The organism is Occultella kanbiaonis, assembly GCF_009708215.1.
In the GTDB taxonomy this organism is placed as follows: domain Bacteria; phylum Actinomycetota; class Actinomycetes; order Actinomycetales; family Beutenbergiaceae; genus Occultella; species Occultella kanbiaonis.
Genome location: NZ_CP046175.1, coordinates 5,187,974 through 5,205,029, shown reverse-complemented (window position 1 = coordinate 5,205,029; position 17,056 = coordinate 5,187,974). Strand labels below are relative to the sequence as shown.

At 73.3% G+C, this 17,056-nt stretch carries 14 protein-coding genes; 8 read left to right on the top strand and 6 right to left on the bottom strand.

What is annotated here, in order from left to right; translation table 11 throughout:
* Nucleotides 1-14: 14 nt before the first annotated feature.
* Both GKS42_RS23795 and GKS42_RS23790 read right to left on the bottom strand, forming a co-directional pair.
* Nucleotides 15-1,220, bottom strand: a complete 1,206-nt coding sequence (locus GKS42_RS23795; RefSeq protein ID WP_154796080.1) for a lanthionine synthetase LanC family protein — start codon at nt 1,218-1,220, stop codon at nt 15-17.
* Nucleotides 1,211-2,146: a T3SS effector HopA1 family protein gene (locus tag GKS42_RS23790; RefSeq protein WP_154796079.1), complete on the bottom strand. Its 936-nt coding sequence runs from the start codon at nt 2,144-2,146 to the stop codon at nt 1,211-1,213. The genes GKS42_RS23795 and GKS42_RS23790 overlap by 10 nt, the downstream gene beginning before the upstream one ends.
* 283 nt (nt 2,147-2,429) lie before the next feature.
* Between GKS42_RS23790 and GKS42_RS23785 the strand changes: the two genes are divergently transcribed.
* Genes GKS42_RS23785 through GKS42_RS23770 form a run of 4 tightly spaced genes read left to right on the top strand, consistent with a single transcriptional unit; the run spans nt 2,430 to nt 7,797 of the window.
* Nucleotides 2,430-4,076 carry a S8/S53 family peptidase gene (locus tag GKS42_RS23785; protein ID WP_168217968.1) on the top strand — a complete coding sequence of 549 codons (1,647 nt, stop codon included), beginning with the start codon at nt 2,430-2,432 and terminating at the stop codon, nt 4,074-4,076.
* Nucleotides 4,076-4,687, top strand: a complete 612-nt coding sequence (locus GKS42_RS23780) for an RNA polymerase sigma factor (RefSeq protein ID WP_154796077.1) — start codon at nt 4,076-4,078, stop codon at nt 4,685-4,687. The genes GKS42_RS23785 and GKS42_RS23780 overlap by 1 nt, the downstream gene beginning before the upstream one ends.
* The gene (locus tag GKS42_RS23775) at nt 4,684-5,187 is read left to right on the top strand and encodes a carboxypeptidase regulatory-like domain-containing protein (RefSeq protein WP_154796076.1); all 504 of its coding nucleotides are present in this window, start codon (nt 4,684-4,686) and stop codon (nt 5,185-5,187) included. Before GKS42_RS23780 ends, GKS42_RS23775 begins: the two co-directional genes overlap by 4 nt.
* Before the next feature lie 27 nt (nt 5,188-5,214).
* On the top strand, nt 5,215-7,797 hold the full coding sequence (locus GKS42_RS23770) for a CHAT domain-containing protein (RefSeq protein ID WP_154796075.1): 2,583 nt from the start codon (nt 5,215-5,217) through the stop codon (nt 7,795-7,797).
* Here GKS42_RS23770 and GKS42_RS23765 read toward each other — a convergent pair.
* Complete coding sequence (locus GKS42_RS23765; protein WP_232847823.1) at nt 7,779-8,150, bottom strand: winged helix-turn-helix transcriptional regulator; 372 nt, start codon at nt 8,148-8,150, stop codon at nt 7,779-7,781. The two genes, GKS42_RS23770 and GKS42_RS23765, sit on opposite strands and share 19 nt — an antisense overlap.
* A gap of 64 nt (nt 8,151-8,214) precedes the next feature.
* Between GKS42_RS23765 and GKS42_RS23760 the strand changes: the two genes are divergently transcribed.
* The gene (locus tag GKS42_RS23760) at nt 8,215-8,865 is read left to right on the top strand and encodes an NADPH-dependent F420 reductase (RefSeq protein WP_154796073.1); all 651 of its coding nucleotides are present in this window, start codon (nt 8,215-8,217) and stop codon (nt 8,863-8,865) included.
* A 35-nt stretch (nt 8,866-8,900) separates the two neighbouring features.
* On the opposite strand, the gene GKS42_RS23755 is transcribed toward GKS42_RS23760, so the two are convergent.
* Complete coding sequence (locus GKS42_RS23755; RefSeq protein WP_154796072.1) at nt 8,901-9,698, bottom strand: SDR family NAD(P)-dependent oxidoreductase; 798 nt, start codon at nt 9,696-9,698, stop codon at nt 8,901-8,903.
* A 121-nt stretch (nt 9,699-9,819) separates the two neighbouring features.
* On the opposite strand from GKS42_RS23755, the gene GKS42_RS23750 reads away from it, so the two are divergent.
* Nucleotides 9,820-10,677: a helix-turn-helix transcriptional regulator gene (locus GKS42_RS23750; protein ID WP_154796071.1), complete on the top strand. Its 858-nt coding sequence runs from the start codon at nt 9,820-9,822 to the stop codon at nt 10,675-10,677.
* Nucleotides 10,678-10,770: 93 nt separating this feature from the next.
* Nucleotides 10,771-13,368, top strand: coding sequence for an ATP-dependent chaperone ClpB (gene clpB, locus GKS42_RS23745; protein ID WP_154796070.1), 2,598 nt, complete (start codon nt 10,771-10,773; stop codon nt 13,366-13,368).
* An 87-nt stretch (nt 13,369-13,455) separates the two neighbouring features.
* On the opposite strand, the gene GKS42_RS23740 is transcribed toward clpB, so the two are convergent.
* Nucleotides 13,456-14,280: a septum formation family protein gene (locus GKS42_RS23740; RefSeq protein ID WP_154796069.1), complete on the bottom strand. Its 825-nt coding sequence runs from the start codon at nt 14,278-14,280 to the stop codon at nt 13,456-13,458.
* A 91-nt stretch (nt 14,281-14,371) separates the two neighbouring features.
* Nucleotides 14,372-15,583, bottom strand: coding sequence for a hypothetical protein (locus GKS42_RS23735; protein WP_154796068.1), 1,212 nt, complete (start codon nt 15,581-15,583; stop codon nt 14,372-14,374).
* A gap of 119 nt (nt 15,584-15,702) precedes the next feature.
* Here GKS42_RS23735 and GKS42_RS23730 point away from each other — a divergent pair, with 119 nt between their 5' ends.
* Nucleotides 15,703-16,983 carry a metal-dependent hydrolase family protein gene (locus GKS42_RS23730; RefSeq protein ID WP_154796067.1) on the top strand — a complete coding sequence of 427 codons (1,281 nt, stop codon included), beginning with the start codon at nt 15,703-15,705 and terminating at the stop codon, nt 16,981-16,983.
* Nucleotides 16,984-17,056 lie beyond the last annotated feature (73 nt).

Genomic DNA, 17,056 nt, shown 5'->3' with positions numbered 1-17,056 from the left:
AGCGGCCACGGCACTCACCTCCCCGCGAGGAACAGTCGGCTCGCGGAGCCGGCCCGAGGGGTCGCCACGGCGGTGAGGGCGAGTGCGGTGCCGGCGATGCCGGAGAGCAGGCCGGGGCCGGCGTCGTCGCCCTGGCCCGGTACCGCCGTGCCGTGCGCGGCGAGGGCCTCGTGCGCCAGGTCGACGGCGGCGCTGCGGTATTCCTGGGCGTCCAGACCGACTGCGGCCGAGGCGAGCAGGTCCCAGGTGCCCGCGGCGCCGTGGCCGAGGCTCAGGTCCGTGGTGGCTCGGGCGGTGCGCGTGCCCGCGCGGACCGCGGCGTGCACGTCGGCGACGAGGTTCGTCCGTGGGGTCGCCAGCCCGAGTCCCTGGTCGCGCAGGGCGAGCAGGCGCAGCCTGGTCAGCCCGATGCCCACCGGTCCGGTCCACGGGTCGCCGGTCGTCTGCGCGTCGTGCCCGCCCGGTGCAACGGCCGGCTCTGATCCGGGCGTGGTCCAGGCGTCGGCCTCAGGCTCGAACCAGGCCGACTCCCAGCGCAGGCCGCCGTCGATGAGTGGCACCAGGTCGGTCGCCAGCACGGGGTGGCGGGCGGCCGCCTCCGCCAGGGCCAGGATGACGCCGGAGGTCCCGTGGGCGAGCCCGGTGCGCGCCCGACCGTCGGCATCAGGCCAGCAGACCGTGTTCGCGCTCAGGTGCCGGGCGGCTGTGCGCAGCCGGCGGGTGGCCGCCGAGACGGCCGTGGCCGGGGCCTCGCAGACCAGCAGTCCGAGCAGGTGCCCGGCCGTGCCCGCGGCGAGGTCGTGCCGACGTGGATCCGTCCGCACCGACGCCGCGGCGCGGCGAGCCCTCCGTCGCAGCTCGGGGGAGTCCGCGGCGGCCCCCACGCGATGGGCCGCGCAGGCGACCCCGGCCAGGCCGGTGAGCAGGCCAGGTCCACCGCCCCGGGCCGCGCCCTCCAGGGTGCGGCTCGAGGCGTCGACGGCGAGATCGAGGAGCTCGGACCGGTCGAGCGTGCGGCCGAGTTCGGCCAGGGCCCAGGCGATCCCGGCGTCACCGTCCTCGACCGCGTGCGGCGAACGGCCGCGGCCGGTGCGGGTACGGGGCGAGCGGTTGCGCCAGGTCGGCCCGGTGCTGCCACGGACCACCCCGGCCCGCAGCTCGTCCGCGAGATCGCCCGCGTAGGCCAGCAGGTCCGGTTCGGCGAGTGCTGTCACAGCCATGGTGCATCCCAATCCTGGGTATCCCGGACCCGGTGGGGCCGGCGGGCGTCGATGCCCTCACGGGCGAGCGCGGTGCGTGTGCGTCGGAGGAGTTCCGCAGTGGGCGGGAACGGGTCCGCGATGAGCGTCTGGGCCAGGACGTGGCAGCGGAGCTCGCCGAACGTGGGTCCGGTGGCCGCCGACTGGCCCACGCCGACGCCCGGGGCGAGTCGCAGCGTCAGGGCGGGGACGGCCGGCCGGAGCAGCGGCGCGAGGGCGTCGACGAGTTCGTGGAGGAGGTCGGTGCCGCGCATGAACGCGCCGACCGGGAGGGTCAGGTGGGTGGCGTCCGGACGTGCGGTCGCCGTCCGGTCCGTCGGGGCGTCGAGCGCCCACGGTTCGTCCCAGGTGCTCGTGTGGGCGGTGACGGCCCGCACCAGGTCGGGCAGGTTGTCCGCCGGGCAGTTCAGGTGGATCCGGAGCAGGTTCGTGCCCGAGCCCTGCAGCCTGGGTACCCAGCCGGCCCCCCAGGTGCGCCAGCGGCCGCCGGCGGCCCGGGTGGCCTGCTCGCGTACCTCGACGCGGTCGGTGGGCGCCAGGGCGCCGTGGGCGTCGGCGCCCACGATGTTCGTGGCGACGGTGGTCCGGGGCCGCCCGCCCTCGACGCGGAGCCAGGCATGGCCGGCGGACGTCGCGCGCCAGCCGCTGGACGTCTGCCACCGCTCGAAGCCCACGTGTGCGACGCGCAGCAGACCGGCCAGCGGCGGTTCCGCGGGATCGGCCGGCGGCACCGGGGTGGCCGGCGCGTACCAGTCCCGGAGCAGTTGCCCGGTGAGTTCGGCGGCACTGCGCACGCGGCCGAGGATCAGCGTGCGGCGGACCATGGTGATGGCAGCCTCGACCTCGTCCGCAACAGTGGTCTGCGGCATCACGTCGGTGGTGTGCATCGCGTGCTCCCCTCGGGCCCCGGGTGGGACCGGTGCCTAGTGATGAGGCAGGGCGCCCGGTCCTGATACCCCGGACGTCGACACCGCTGCCTCTCCGCAGGATCCAGGCCCGACCGCGTGTATCAGGCCCCGGCCGAGCACCTCCTCGGCCATGTGGGTCCGGAGCCCGCTCAGACCCTGGTCGGCCACTCGACGCCGCACTAGGCTCGAACCGCGAGCGTCCCCCGGCCCGCGGAAGACCCTGCCCGTCGCACCGCCCGTCGAACAACAGGAGAACAAGGACGTGAGTCAGAACACCCCAGGCGAGGCCAACGTTCCACTGGTATCGGAACCACCGATCGGTCTGCCGAACGCATCCTGGGAGCGCTACCGCGCCCGCGTCCTGGACCCCTCCACCGCGGTCCAGCGGGCCGAGGAGGTGGCCCTGCACCCGACCGTCTACTCCGTGGACTCGGTCCTGATCCGAGGCGCCGCCGTCGAGGGTGCCCTGAAGGCCCTCGGCAACATCGCCCGGGAGCTGGGCCTCGGCCTGGTCGAGGACGACGAGGCGAGGGCCGAACGCGAATACCTCGGCCGGCCCGAGTTCGGGCCCGAGGTGCGCGGCCTGATCGAGGAGAACTGGGTGGAGAGCGCCCGGGTGGTCCGACTGGACCCCGCCGCCCCCGCGGAGCCGGTGGACGCGTGGCGCCTGGTGCAGGCGTACCGGGCCGCGACCGGCCGCGCCGACGAGGTGGCCCTCGACCACCTCGTGTTCTCCGCCACGGACATCGGCGGCACGCCCTACACGATCCCGCACGTCGCCGGTGGCGCACCGCACGACGTCTCCTCCAGCGGTGGCGGTGTCCCCTACACGATCCCGCACAGCAACAACGGGCTCTCGACCTACGCGATGCCCGGTTCCGGCGGCCGCCAGCCGGTGGCATGGCTCGGCCCCGAGCCCGCTCCGCGCAACGATCCGAACGTGCGCCGGCCCGTCGTGGCCGTGCTCGACACCGGGGTCGGCGAGCACCCGTGGCTCGGCTCGGACGTCGTCATCCGTGACCCCGAGGTACTCGGTCTGCCCCTCGGTCTGCCCCGGCTCGTGCCGGACACCGAGGAGACCGGCACCGCGAACCCGCTCGTCGGCGGGCTCGAGGCGGACGCCGGTCACGGCACGTTCATCGCCGGGCTGATCCGGCAGCAGTCCGCGGATGCCCGGATCCTCTCGGTCCGGGTGTTCCGGGGCGACGGCGTGGTGGCCGAGTCCCAGCTGGTGCGCTCGCTGCGCCGGCTGGTGCTGTGGCAGGTGGTCGCGATGGCGGCCGGCGACCCCGAGATGCCGCCGGTCGACGTGTTGTCGCTGTCCCTCGGGTACTACCACGAGCAGCCGGCGGACCTTGCCTTCGACCCGCTCCTGTGGCTGCCGCTGAAGGCGTTGGGCGCCCTCGGTGTGACGGTCGTGGCGGCCTCGGGCAACGACGCCACCACCCGCGAGATGTTCCCCGCCGCGTTCGCCGACTACCCGGGTGGCCCGGCGCGGACCGCACCGGATGGGCTGCCGCTGCAGGCCGTCGGAGCCCTGAACCCGAACGGCAGCACGGTGGCACTCTTCTCGAACGAGGGCCCATGGGTGCTGCACCGTCGGGTCGGCGCCGGCCTGGTCAGCACCTTCCCGACCACGATCAACACCTCGCTGAACCCGGTGGCGTCGCTGGCCCACGAGGGCAGGATCCGGGCCAGCATCGACCCGGACGACTTCGCGTCCGGGTTCGCCACCTGGAGCGGCACGTCCTTCGCCGCCCCCGTGTTCGCAGGAGAGGTCGCGGCCACCCTGGCCGAGCTGTACGCGGGTGGCGCCGACTCGACCAAGGCGGCCGACGCCGTCGAGCGGGGTCGTAAGGCCCTCGCGAACCTGCCGGGCGCGCGCGCCGCGGACGGCGGTGGTTCGTGATGATCGAGGCCAGCCCGGGCGAGACCCTTGTGGTCCGCGCCAGCGCGGCGTTCGAACGGTTCCGTGGCGGCGACCGGACGGCGTTCGACGACCTGGTCGGCATGCTCACGCCGTTGCTGTGGCACACCTCGCGCGGGCAGGGCCTTGACCGCACCGAGGCCGAGGACGTGCTGCAGACGGTCTGGTTGAGCCTGGTCCGCAGCGCGGCGTCGGTGCGCGATCCACGCACCGTCGTGAAGTGGCTGCTGGTGACCACCAAGCGGGAGTCCTGGCGGGTCTCCCGGGTGCGTGGGAACGAGCTGGCGCACACGTCGACGCCGCGGCCGGACGCCGAGACGGACGAGATCGACCGGGTCGCGGTGCCCGCCGAGGACCTGCCCGAGCACGTCGCCGTCCGTAACGAACGTGACGTGCGGCTCTGGCACCACGTCCGGGAGCTTTCCGATCGATGCCGGGAGCTTCTGCGCGTGATCGCCTTCGCCGACCGGCCCGACTACGCCGCGATCGCGGAGGCGCTCGGCATGCCGGTCGGCAGTATCGGACCGACGCGCGGCCGGTGCCTTGCCCGGCTGCGCGCGAAGCTCTCGACCGACCCGGGGTGGGCGTCATGACCGACAAGGAACGCTGGACGGCCGCGGAGGTGGCCTCGGCCGCCGAACCCCTCGACGACCGGGACGCGGCGATGCTCGCCGGCCTGCGCCGGTTCTACGAGGAGCAGGACCCGGTCCCGGATGGACTCGTGGACCGGCTCAAGTTCGCCGTCGCCCTCTCCGAACTGATGACCGAGGTCGCCGAACTGACCCGGGTGCCCACGGTCGGAGCCGGGGTCCGCTCGGAGATGGCGGTGACCCGCACGCACACGCTGACGTTCTCGGCCGAGTCCCTGACGGCGATGGTCACCGTGGGGCACAGCGGTACCAGCGCCCGGCTCGACGGGTGGATCGCGCCGCCGCGCGAGCTGGCGGTGCGTCTGCGGATGGACGGCCGCGAGCTCAGCACCCGGAGTGAACCGACCGGCCGATTCGTCTTCGACAACGTCCCCGAGGGCTTCGTGCAGCTCGTATTCGAGATCGGCACCACTACGGTGGTGACACCGCTCTTCGAACTGTAGGAGCCGAACCCCTCCGGAGGCCCGCAGGTGCTCGACCTGGACCTGGCTGAGCAACGACTCGCGGAGGGGCTCGGGCGCAACGCCGAGGGCCACTCCGCGGCTGCCGCGCGGATGCTCCGGGAGCTGGTCCGCACGGTCGAGACCGCCGCGGACGGGCGTCCGGGTGCCGAGCTCGTGCTGGCCCGCGCCTACGTCGGCCTGGCCACCTCCACGTTCGACACCGATGCCGACCTGTCCGCGGCCCAGCAGCACCTGCGGCTGGCCGCCGAGCATGCCGAGGCGGCCGGTGCGGACGCGGTGCGGGCCGCGATCCGTGGCCAGCAGGCGCTGCTGCTGATGCGTTCCGGGCGGCTGGCCGATGCCGCGGATGCCTTCGGGCACGCGATGGAACTCATCGACGTGGCGCTGCCCCGGGATCAGGTCCGGATCCTGGTCAACCGGGGCACGCTCGCCCTCGAGTTCGGCCGCCTGGACCAGGCCCGCGTGGACCTGCGCGCCGGCGTCGAGATCGCCGCCGCCGAGGGCGACGTGCTCGTCGAGTCGATGGCCCGCCACAACCTCGGCTACACCGACTTCCTGGCCGGCAACCTGCCGCGGGCGCTGGCGGAGATGTCCGCCGCCGCTGACATCGCACCGGGCGGGCGCAACCCGGTGTTCTACCTGGACCGCGCCCGGGTGCTCCGAGAGGCCGGCCTGGTCCGCGACGCGGACGTAGCTCTCGCTGCCGCGGCCGATCTGTTCCGGGCGGACCGGCGCGGCCAGGAACTCGCCGAGGTGGAACTGCTGCGCGCCGAATGTGCGCTCGTCGAAGGTGCCCCCGACCGTGGGCGCACCCTCGCGCTGGGGGCCGCCCGGCGGTTCCGCCGCCGGGGCAACGTGATGTGGCAGCGGCGCAGCGAGTTCGTGGCCCTGCGCTGCGAGCGTGCGCTCGTCGCCGCGTCGCCGGCCCGGCTGTCCCGGTTGGCGACCCGGATCGCACAGTTCGTCGAGACCGTAGCGGGAGAGGGTCGACGGGACCTCGCCGATGCCGGGGGCCTGCTGCTGGCCGGCACCAGGCTCGCCGCTGGCGAGGACCCGGTGCGTGGTGGGGCAGCGGGGACCGAGGGCGTCGAGGGGTCGCCGTCGCTCGACGCCGTGCTCCGGCTGCGCCCGGATGACACGTTCCGGACGCGCATCGAGCGGCGTGAGGTGCGCGCCCAGCTCGCCCTCGCCCGTCAGGATCCCGCGCGGGCGCGGCGTGAGGTGCGGGTCGGTCTGGCCGAGCTGACCGACCACCGGGCCACGTTCGACTCGCTCGACCTGCGCACCGCCGCGGCCGTGCACGGGTCCCGTCTGGCCGGTCTCGGGACCGCACTGGCCCTGGCCGACGGCGGCGCGGCACGACTGTTCGACAGCCTCGAGTGGGCGCGATCGGTCCTTGTCCGCGTGCCCGGCGTGAGCGGGCCGGCGGACCCGGCGGGCGCCGAGCTCCTCGGAGCGCTGCGGCGTGCAGAGGAGGAGTCCCGGGACCTCATCGGCGAACCCGAGCACGCCTCCCAGCGGGCCCGGCTGCGCGAGCGCGTCGCCGACCTGCAGCGTCAGATCCGGTCCCGAGCCTGGGAGCGTGACGGTGCGGCACCGGTGGACACCGACGTGGTCACCCTCGGCCGGGTCCGCGAGGTGCTGCGGACCGACCCCGGTGCCACGCTCGTGAACTTCGGCGCGTACGGCGGCCGGTGGTACGCCGTCGAGGTGACCGCGGGCCGGTCCCGGGTCCGCGAGCTCGGGTCCACCACGCAGGTGGCCGAACTGATGCGGCGGGTGCGCGCCGACCTGGACGCGTTGGCGCTGCCGCTGCTGCCCGAGCCGATCGCGAGCACGGTCCGGACCGCGCTCGCGGACGAGCTGGCCCAGCTGGACGAGATCCTGCTCGCCGGCTCCGGGGCGGGCGGCCCCCTCGTGCTCGCCACCGGTGGGAATCTCGCCGCGGTCCCGTGGACGCTGCTGCCGTCCCGGCGCGGACTGCCGACCGTCGTCGCCCCGAGCGCGACGATGTGGTGGCGTGCCTGGCGGGCCGGGGTGCGCCCGGACCGGCCCACCGTGCTGGCCGTTGCCGGGCCGGGCCTGGACCGGGCCGAGGACGAGGTCTCCCGGGTCGGCGCGGCCTGGCCCGGTGCCGAGGTCCTCGGTGGTGCCGGCGCCACGGCCGGCCGGGTCCGCACCGCCCTGGCCGACCACGACGTGGTCCACGTGGCCGCCCACGGGTTGCACCAGCCCCAGAGTCCGCTGTTCTCGTCGCTGCGCCTGGCGGACGGTCCGTTGTTCGCGCACGAGCTGGAGGACCAGAACCTGCGCGGCGGCTGCGTGCTCATCTCGGCCTGCGAGGCGGGTCTGGTCAGCGTGCGTCCCGGGGACCAGCCGCTCGGGCTGGCGAGCGTGCTGCTGCAGTTGGGCACCCGCGCCGTGGTCGCGGGCGTGGCGAACGTGAACGACCGTGCCGCCGCGGATGTGATGGCGGGCGTGCACACGCGACTGGCGGCCGGCGCGGACTCCGCCACCGCGCTCGCCGCGGCCCTGGCCGAGCATGATGGTCCCCCCGCACCCTTCGTCTGCTACGGCAGCGCCTGGTAGCCGCCGGCCGATAGCTCGTGGCCGTGCCGTTGCGCCCAGGTGGCCAGCGCCTGCAACGGTCCGTCGTGGAAGCTGCGCCCGAGCGGCGTCAGTTCGTAGACGACGCCGGGGGCTGCACCCGCACCTTCGCGCCGGGAGATGAGGCCTGCCGCGAGCAAGCGCGCGAGAGCCTCGGTCAACGGCTTGTCCCGGACCTGGCCGATGCGGGCTCGCAGATCGACCCTGCGGCGAGGGCCGTCGCCGAGCGCCGCAAGCACGACACCGTCCCACCGATGGCTGAGCACATCGGTGGCAGCCCTGACGTGGCAATCGGCGACCCGGTCCTCGGGCAGGTTCGGCGATCGGTGGGTCACGCGACCCATTCTCCACACCCGGCGCGCACCGTTCGGTGCGTGGCGGTCCTCCTACCGTTGTCCTATGACTGAAGCGACGCTCGCACCACCTGCAGCGGTCCGGATCGGCATCCTGGGCGCTGGGAACATCGCACGAACCCTCGGCGGCCGCTGGGCCGCACGCGGACACACGGTCGTGATCGGCGGCCGGTCGCTGGCGAACGCCCAGAACCTCGCGTCCGACATCGGGCACCGTGCCACGGCCGCCTCACCTGCCGATGCCGTGGCGGGCGCCGATGTCGTCCTGGTGGCCGTTCCGTGGTCCGCGGTCGACGACGTCCTCGCTCAGGTCAGAGCCGGAGACCATGCCCTCTCCGGGGTGACCCTGATCGACCCGACCAACCCCGTCGGCCACGGCGTGGGAAGGCATCGCCTCGCCACCGGCTCGGCCGCAGAACACATTGCTTCCCGTGCGCCGGGAGCCCGGGTCGTGAAGGCGTTCAACGTCCACCCGGCGTCCCGATGGGACGGTGCGGGCCCCGACGACGTCGTGACGATCGCGGGCGACGACCCCTCCGCGCTGGCGGACGTCATCCGGCTCGTCCGGGACGTCGGGGCGACGCCGCACGTCCTCGGTGGCCTGGATCGTGCCCGGCAGGTCGAGGAGTTCGCCGGCACGGTGATCGCCCTGGCCTTCGCCGGCGTCGACCCGCGGTCCGCCGTGCCCGCGTTCTGACCGCCGCGCACGGCGGGCACGCAGGGCTGCGCGCCTCACCACGGCACCACGCCGAAGCGGTCCGCGAACGTGCCGGTGACCCCTGGGCCCACCTGAGCCGCAGCGACGATGGCGTCGGTGCCCTCGATGACGGTCTGGGTGCCCTGGGGGCTCATGTCGGTCTCCGTGTACCCGGGGTCCACCAGGTTGAACTGCACCTGTTCGATGGCGCGCGCGTACTGGGTGGTCATCATGTTCAGCGCGGCCTTGGACGAGGTGTAGACGAGTTCCTGGGTCGCGTGCTCCATGCGCTGGGGGTCGGACGTGAGGGTGATCGACCCGAGGCTGCTGGAGACCATGACCACCCGGGGACGCCGGGCGGCGCGCAGCAACGGCAGGAAGGCCTGGGTCACCCGGACCGGCCCGAGCACGTTCACGCCGTAGGGGGCGAGGAAGTCGGCGGCGACGGTCCGCGCCGGGTCACCGGTCGCGCCGAGGACGCCCGCGTTGTTGATCAGGACGTCGAGGTGGTCGTGGTGCGCACGCACCTGCTCGACGGCGGCCAGCACCGAGTCCTGAGATGTCACGTCGAGCGTGACCGCGCTCACGTCCAGGCCCGCGGCGGCCAGGTCCGCCGCCGCGGCCTCGCCCCGGCCGGCATCGCGGGCGCCGAGCAGGACCCGCCAGCCGAGCTCCCCGAGGCGGCGTGCGGTGGTGAGCCCGATCCCTCGGTTGGCGCCGGTGACCAGCACGGTGGTCTGCTCGTGGGCCGGGTCGCCCGCAGCCGTTCGATGATCGACGGCGGAGGTCGGGTCGGTCGGTCGGGCTGCGGTGTTCGGTTCGGTGGTTGTCATGGCTCCACCGTGGCTCCAGGTGCCCGGTCCTTCCAGGTAGCGCGGACCCTGGTACCCCCGATACCAGGATCCACGGCCGCCGACCCTCGCGGCGGCGGCCACCCGGGGGCATGCTGGGGGCGTGAACCGCAACGAGTTGGCCGCCCTGCTGCGTCGAGCCCGGCAGCGGGTGCGGCCCGAGGACGTCGGCCTGCCGGCCGGATCCCGGCGCCGGGTGCCGGGCCTGCGCCGGGAGGAGGTCGCCCAGCTCGCGGGCCTGAGCGTGGAGTACATCGTCCGGCTGGAGCAGGGCCGGGGGCCGCACCCCTCCACGCAGGTGCTGCAGGCGCTCTCCCGTGCCCTGCGGCTACCCGACCCGGAGCGGGACCAGCTGTACGTCCTCGCGGACGCGGCGCCGCCGCGGCCGGGACAGGTCCAGATGAGCGTGCGTCCCGGCCTGCTCCGGCTGCTCGACCGGCTCACGGACCTACCCGGGCTGGTGCTCTCCGCCAAGAGCGACGTGCTGGCCTGGAACCCGATGGCCACGGCGCTGCTCGGAGACCTGTCCCGGTGGCCGGACCGGGAGCGCAACATCATCTGGCAGCGGTTCCTGGGCGCCGAGTCCGGCCGTGTCGCGATGACCCCGGAGGACCTGGCGGCCGTGAAGCTCACGTCCGTGGCGACACTGCGCACCGCGATGGCTCGCTATCCCGAGGACCTACCCCTGCAGCGGCTCATCAAGGACCTGCGCCGCGGCAGCGTCGATTTCGAACGGCTGTGGGGCGAGGGTCACACCTGCGACTGGCAGTCGCTGACGACCACGGTGGACCACCCCGACCTCGGCCGGATCGTGCTCGACTGCGACACCGTGTCCATGCCCTGCGCGGATCAGACCCTGTTGGTCTACTCCGCGACCCCCGGCACACCCGCGGCGCAGGCGCTCGCGTTGCTCCGGGTGACCGGCTCCCAGGACCTGGCCCCGGTCGGTGCGGCGTACTGAGATCCAGTGATCAAGACCAGAGTTGAGTGGAATAGACTCAATCTTGGGTGGCGTTGTCACTATCAGACACAGCACTGATACCCGGAGGTTCTCTTGGACACCAAACTCACCACGAAGTCGCAGGAGGCGGTTGCCGCCGCCCTGCAGGCCGCGACCGCATCCGGCAACCCGCAACTGGAGCCCGCACACCTGCTCCAGGCACTGATCGAGCAGGAGGGCGGCGTCGCCGCTGCCCTGCTCGACGCCGTGGGCGCGGACCGGGCCGCCGTCACCGATCGGGTGCGCGCCATCGTCGTGGCCCTGCCGGCGGCCTCCGGCTCGTCGGTGAACCAGCCGCAGATGTCCCGGTCCCTCGCGACCGCCGTCAAGGCGGCCGGCGACGAGGCGACCGCGCTCGGGGATGCCTATGTGTCCACCGAGCACCTGCTGCTCGGCCTCGCGAAGGACACCGGCGCCGTCGGGGACGTGCTCCGCTCCGCGGGCGCCGACCGGGACCGGCTGCTCGACGCCCTGCCCCGGGTGCGCGGCAGTGCGAAGGTCACCTCGGCCGACCCGGAGGGCACGTACCAGGCCCTGGAGAAGTACGGTCAGGACCTCACCCAGGCCGCCCGCGAGGGCAAGATCGACCCGATCATCGGCCGAGACGCGGAGATCCGCCGGGTGGTCCAGGTACTGTCCCGGCGCACCAAGAACAACCCGGTCCTGATCGGCGAGCCCGGCGTCGGCAAGACTGCGGTCGTCGAGGGACTGGCCCAGCGGATCGTGGACGGCGACGTGCCGGACTCGCTGCGGGACAAGCGGCTGATCGCACTCGACCTGGCCGCGATGGTCGCCGGCGCGAAGTACCGGGGCGAGTTCGAGGAGCGGCTCAAGGCCGTCCTCGACGAGATCAAGGCGTCCGACGGCGAAGTGGTCACCTTCATCGACGAGCTGCACACCGTGGTCGGTGCGGGCGCCTCGGAGGGGTCCATGGACGCCGGCAACATGCTCAAGCCGATGCTCGCCCGCGGCGAGCTGCGGATGGTCGGTGCCACCACGCTCGACGAGTTCCGTGAGCACATCGAGTCCGACCCGGCGCTGGAGCGCCGGTTCCAGCAGGTGTTCGTGGGCGAGCCGTCCGTGGCGGACACCGTCGCGATCCTGCGCGGCATCGCGCCCAAGTACGAGGCGCACCACCAGGTGACGATCTCCGACGGCGCACTCGTGGCGGCCGCGCAACTGTCCGACCGGTACATCCCCGGCCGACAGCTGCCGGACAAGGCGATCGACCTGATCGACGAGTCCGCCTCCCGGCTGCGCATGGAGCTCGACTCCTCGCCGATCGAGATCGACGAGCTCCGCCGCGCCGTCGACCGCCTGAAGATGGAGGAGTCCTACCTCTCCGAGTCCGACGACGAGGCGTCCCAGGCGCGCCTGGAGAAGCTGCGCGCGGACCTCGCCGACCGCTCGGAGGAGCTCGCCGCGCTGAACGCCCGGTGGGAGGCCGAGAAGGAGGGCCACAACCGCGTCGGGGACCTGAAGTCGCGCCTGGACGCCCTGCGCACCGAGGCCGAACGGGCCCAGCGGGAGGGCGACCTGGAGAACGCGTCCCGGCTGCTCTACGGTGAGATCCCCGCGGTCCAGCGGGACATCGCCGCGGCCGAGGCGGCCGAGGCGAACGCCTCTCCCAGTGCCGTCGAGCCGATGATCGCGGACCGCGTCGGCCCGGAGGAGATCGCCGAGGTGGTCGCCTCCTGGACCGGTATCCCGACCGGGCGGCTCCTCGAGGGCGAGACCCAGAAGCTCCTGCACATGGAGGACGTCGTGGGGCAGCGGCTGATCGGGCAGCGGGACGCCGTCCGCGCGGTCTCGGACGCGGTACGCCGTTCCCGGGCCGGCATCTCGGACCCGGACCGGCCCACCGGTTCGTTCCTGTTCCTCGGGCCCACCGGGGTCGGCAAGACCGAGCTGGCGAAGTCCCTGGCGGACTTCCTCTTCGACGACGAGCGCGCCATCGTGCGCGTGGACATGAGCGAGTACTCCGAGAAGCACTCCGTGGCCCGGCTCGTCGGCGCCCCGCCCGGGTACGTCGGGTACGAGGAGGGTGGCCAGCTCACCGAGGCAGTGCGCCGGCGGCCGTACTCGGTGGTGCTCCTGGACGAGGTGGAGAAGGCTCACCCGGAGGTGTTCGACATCCTCCTGCAGGTGCTCGACGACGGTCGGCTGACCGACGGTCAGGGCCGCACCGTGGACTTCCGCAACGTGATCCTGGTGCTGACCTCGAACCTCGGCTCGCAGTTCCTGGTGGACCCGGGCCTGTCCGAGGACGCCAAGCGCGAGGCGGTCATGGCCGCCGTGCGGGCCTCGTTCAAGCCCGAGTTCCTGAACCGGCTCGACGAGGTGGTCATCTTCGATGCGCTCACCGTCGCCGAACTCGGCGAGATCGTCGACCTGCAGGTCGCCCGGCTCGCGGATCGGCTCGCCGAGCGCAGGCTCGACCTTGAGGTGAGTCCGGCCGCACGTGAGTGGCTGGCCCTGGACGGGTACGACCCGGCCTATGGGGCGCGCCCGTTGCGCCGGCTCATCCAGCGGCAGATCGGCGACCCGCTCGCCCGGATGCTGCTGGCCGGGGAGGTCGCCGACGGCGACCGCGTCCTCGTGGACGTCTCGGACGATTCCGAGGCACCGGGCCTGGTGCTGAACGCGGGCTGACCGGATCGACATCGCGCAGCACCCGAACGCCGGTGGGTCGGCAGTGCCGACCCACCGGCGTTCGGCTGTTCAGGGGAGCTGGACCGATCAGCCGATCGCGGCGTCCCCGGCGATGAAGCTGCCGGTGAACTCGAGCCCATCCGTGGCCGAGACCAGGCAGGTCAGCTTGCGGTCCCCGGCGTCCCAGGTCTCCTGGGACGGGTAGAACGTGTGATAGCCGACGTGCTCGGTGTCGAATTCGCCGGGGATGATCTCACGGAGGGAGTCGAAGCAGAACTCGTCCGCGCGGTCCGGGAACTCGTCGGAGAACTCGGTGTCGTCGACGACCTGCTCGGCGACGACCTCGAAACCGTGCACCTCCGCGCACGGGACCTGGTTCAGGAGCCGGTTGTCGTTGTAGTCCAGCGTCGCCAGACAGTTGCCGGGGACCAGGTCGACGTCGGCGATCTCGGTCGGTTCGGAGACGTCGTTCGGGTTCGCCTCGGTGCCGCCGTTGTTGAGCCCCCGCACCACGAAGAACCCGATCACCAGCAGGACCACGACGCCGATCGCGATTCCGACGATCGCACCGGTGTTGCGGGCGGGCGGCGTCGGCCCGCCGTAGTAGTTGCCGGACCCGCCGGGCTGGCTGTAGTTGCCGAAACTCGGCTGCGAGCCCTGCCCGTAACCGGTCTGGGGCTGCTGCCCGTAGCCGGGCTGTGACACCTGTCCGTAGCCGGGCTGGGATGCCTGTCCGTAGCCGCCGGCCTGGGGCTGTTGTCCGTAGGCACCGGGCGTTGGCTGCTGTCCGTAGCCGCCCGGTTGGGGCTGCTGACCGTAGCCCCCCTGCTGCGGTTGCTGGCCGTAGCCGGGTTGCTGCCCGTACCCGGGCTGCTGACCCTGCTGCTGGTAGGGATCCCACGAGGTGCTCATAGTGCGAATTTTAGGGTGTCCTGGCAGGTCCGTCATACGCGTTCCATGGGGACTTCGGCCCATTCGAGGGCCGGTCGGCGCAGGCTCCGCCTCAGCCGTTGACCAGATCGCCCTCGACGGGTCCCGTCGCGCCCCGCACGAGGCACACCACCGTCGTGTTGCCCTGCCCCCAACCCTCCGCGCTCGGGGCCAGGTGCCAGGGCATCACGTCCAGGTCGCCGGCGTCGATCCCGGCCGCGTCGGCATCGCACAGCTCGGTCGCCCGGGCCGCGACCGCCTCCGCACCCGGGAAGTCTCCGGTGAGCTCGTGGGTGGAGATCACCTGCGCGATGTGGCTCTCCGCGCAGGGCACGAGGCGCACCTCGCCCACGGACTGCGCCGGCGGAAGGGTGTAGATGCAGTTGCCGACCGCCAGGTTCGCCGCGGCCACGCTACGCGCCGAGTCCACATCGCCGGCGACGGGACGCTCGGTGGCCCGCGCGATCGTCCCGTTCAGGGTGAGCGTGACGGCGACCAGGATCCACGCGACCGTGAACGCGCCACCGATGACGATCCCGGCCCAGGCCAGGTTCATGCTGCGGCGGCGGGTCCGTCGGACCCGGGGCCGCGCGAGCAGTCCGAGCACCAGACCCACGGGTCCGAGCGGGGCGGTGGCGACTGCGGCCACCGCCATCGGTTCGAGCTTCTGCTTCTCGAAGACCGGGAACGTGAACTGTCCGTAGCCACCGGTCCCGGTCGGCTGCTGCGGGCCGGGGGCTGCCGAGGCCGGGCGGCTTCCGTAGGAACTCTGCCCACGAGGCTGGGCCGGCGCCTGCGGACCTGCCTGCGGAATGGCCGGAACTGCGCCCGGCCCGGCCGGAGTGCCGCCGGGCTGGGGGATGTAGTAACCGCCCGGCTGCGGTGCGTAGCCGCCCTGTTGTGGCGTGCCGCCCGGCTGTGGTGCGTAGCCGCCCTGTTGTGGCGTGCCGCCCGGCTGTGGTGCGTAGCCGCCCTGTTGCTGCGGTGCGTAACCGCCCTGTCGTGGCGTGCCGCCCGGCTGTGGTGCGTAGCCGCCCTGCTGCTGCGGTCCGTATCCGGCCTGCTGAGCGGGGTACCCACTCTGCTGCGGCGCGGAACCACCCGCCGGCGCCGCCGAGGGCCCGCCCGGGTTACCCCAACCCGAACCCGGGTCGGCCCACCCGCTTGGCTGCGCCGTCGGGCCCTGCGCGTTCGGCTGCGCCGTCGGGCCCTGCGGGTCTGGTTGCACCGCCGGGTCGGAGGCGGCCGGCTGGGTGCCGTCGGGCCATGGCGGGGTCTGCGTCATGGACCGACTTTAACCGTCCCGCCCGGCTGGCTTCCCACCCGATGGCGGTGCCGCTAGCGTCGGGTGTGCCTGGGGGCAGGCCGATCGTCGGCAGTGAGCCGACCGTGCAGAGGGGTGCCATGACGGCTGCGACCAACGAGACCCTGTTCCGCAACGTCCGAGTCTTCGACGGGACATCCGCGCAGGTGTCTGATCCCTCCGACGTCCTCGTCCGCGACGGCGTGATCGAGGTGGTCTCGAGATCACCGGTGGCCGCACCGGCCGACGGCGCATCCCGCGCCGAGCTCGACGGCGGCGGCCGGGTGCTGATGCCGGGCCTCATCGACGCCCACTGGCACTCGATGTTCGCAACCCTGCCGCTGCAGGCCCTCATGACCGCGGACGTCGGCTACGTGAACATCCTGGCCGCGCGGGAGGCCGAGGCGACCCTCCAGCGCGGGTTCACGACGGTCCGGGAGGCCGGCGGGCCGGTCTTCGGGCTGAAGCGGGCGATCGACGCGGGTCTCGTACCCGGGCCACGGATCTACCCCGCCGGCGCGATGATCTCCCAGACCTCCGGCCACGGCGACTTCCGGTTCCCGTTCGAGCTCCCGCGCGGGGTCTGCGGCCACCTCGCCCACATCGAGCGGATCGGCGCGTGCGTGATCGCCGACGGCGTGCCCGAGGTGCTGCGCGGCGTCCGCGAGCAGCTGCGGCTCGGGGCCACCCAGATCAAGGTCATGGCCGGGGGCGGGGTTGCCTCGTCCTACGACCCGATCGACGTCACCCAGTACACCGAGGCCGAGCTGAGGGCCGCCGTCGACGCGGCCTCGGACTGGGGCACGTACGTGATGGTGCACGCCTACACCCCGGCCGCCGTCCAGCGCGCCCTGCGGGCCGGCGTGCGCTCGATCGAACACGGCCATCTCCTCGACTCCGAGACCGTCGCGATGATCGCCGAACACGACGCGTGGTGGTGTCCGCAGCCCTTCCTCGACGACGAGGACAAGGTGTCCGTCCCACCGACGAGCGAGTGGAAGCTGGAGCGGATCCTCGAGGGGACCGAACGCGCCTACGACCTGGCCAAGCAGCACGGCGCCAACCTCGCCTGGGGCAGTGACACCCTCTTCGACGCCCGGCTGGCGACCCGCCAGGGCGCGCAGCTCGCGAAGCTGACCCGCTGGTTCGGCGCCGCTGAGGTGCTGGCCATGGCGACGTCGGCGAACGCACAGCTGTGCGCGCTGAGCGGCGAGCGCAACCCCTATCCGGGCGTGCTGGGCGAGGTTCGCGCCGGTGCGATCGCCGACCTCCTGCTCGTGGACGGCGACCCCGTCGCCGACATCGACCTGCTCGCCGACCCGTCGGCGAACCTGGTGGCCATCATGAAGGGCGGCGTCCTGCACAAGAACACGCTCGCCTGACCGGGCGGCACGAGGCTTGCGCGGCATCGGTGGATCCAGCCGGCCGTGCGCTCGTCCTCGGCACGCTGGAGCC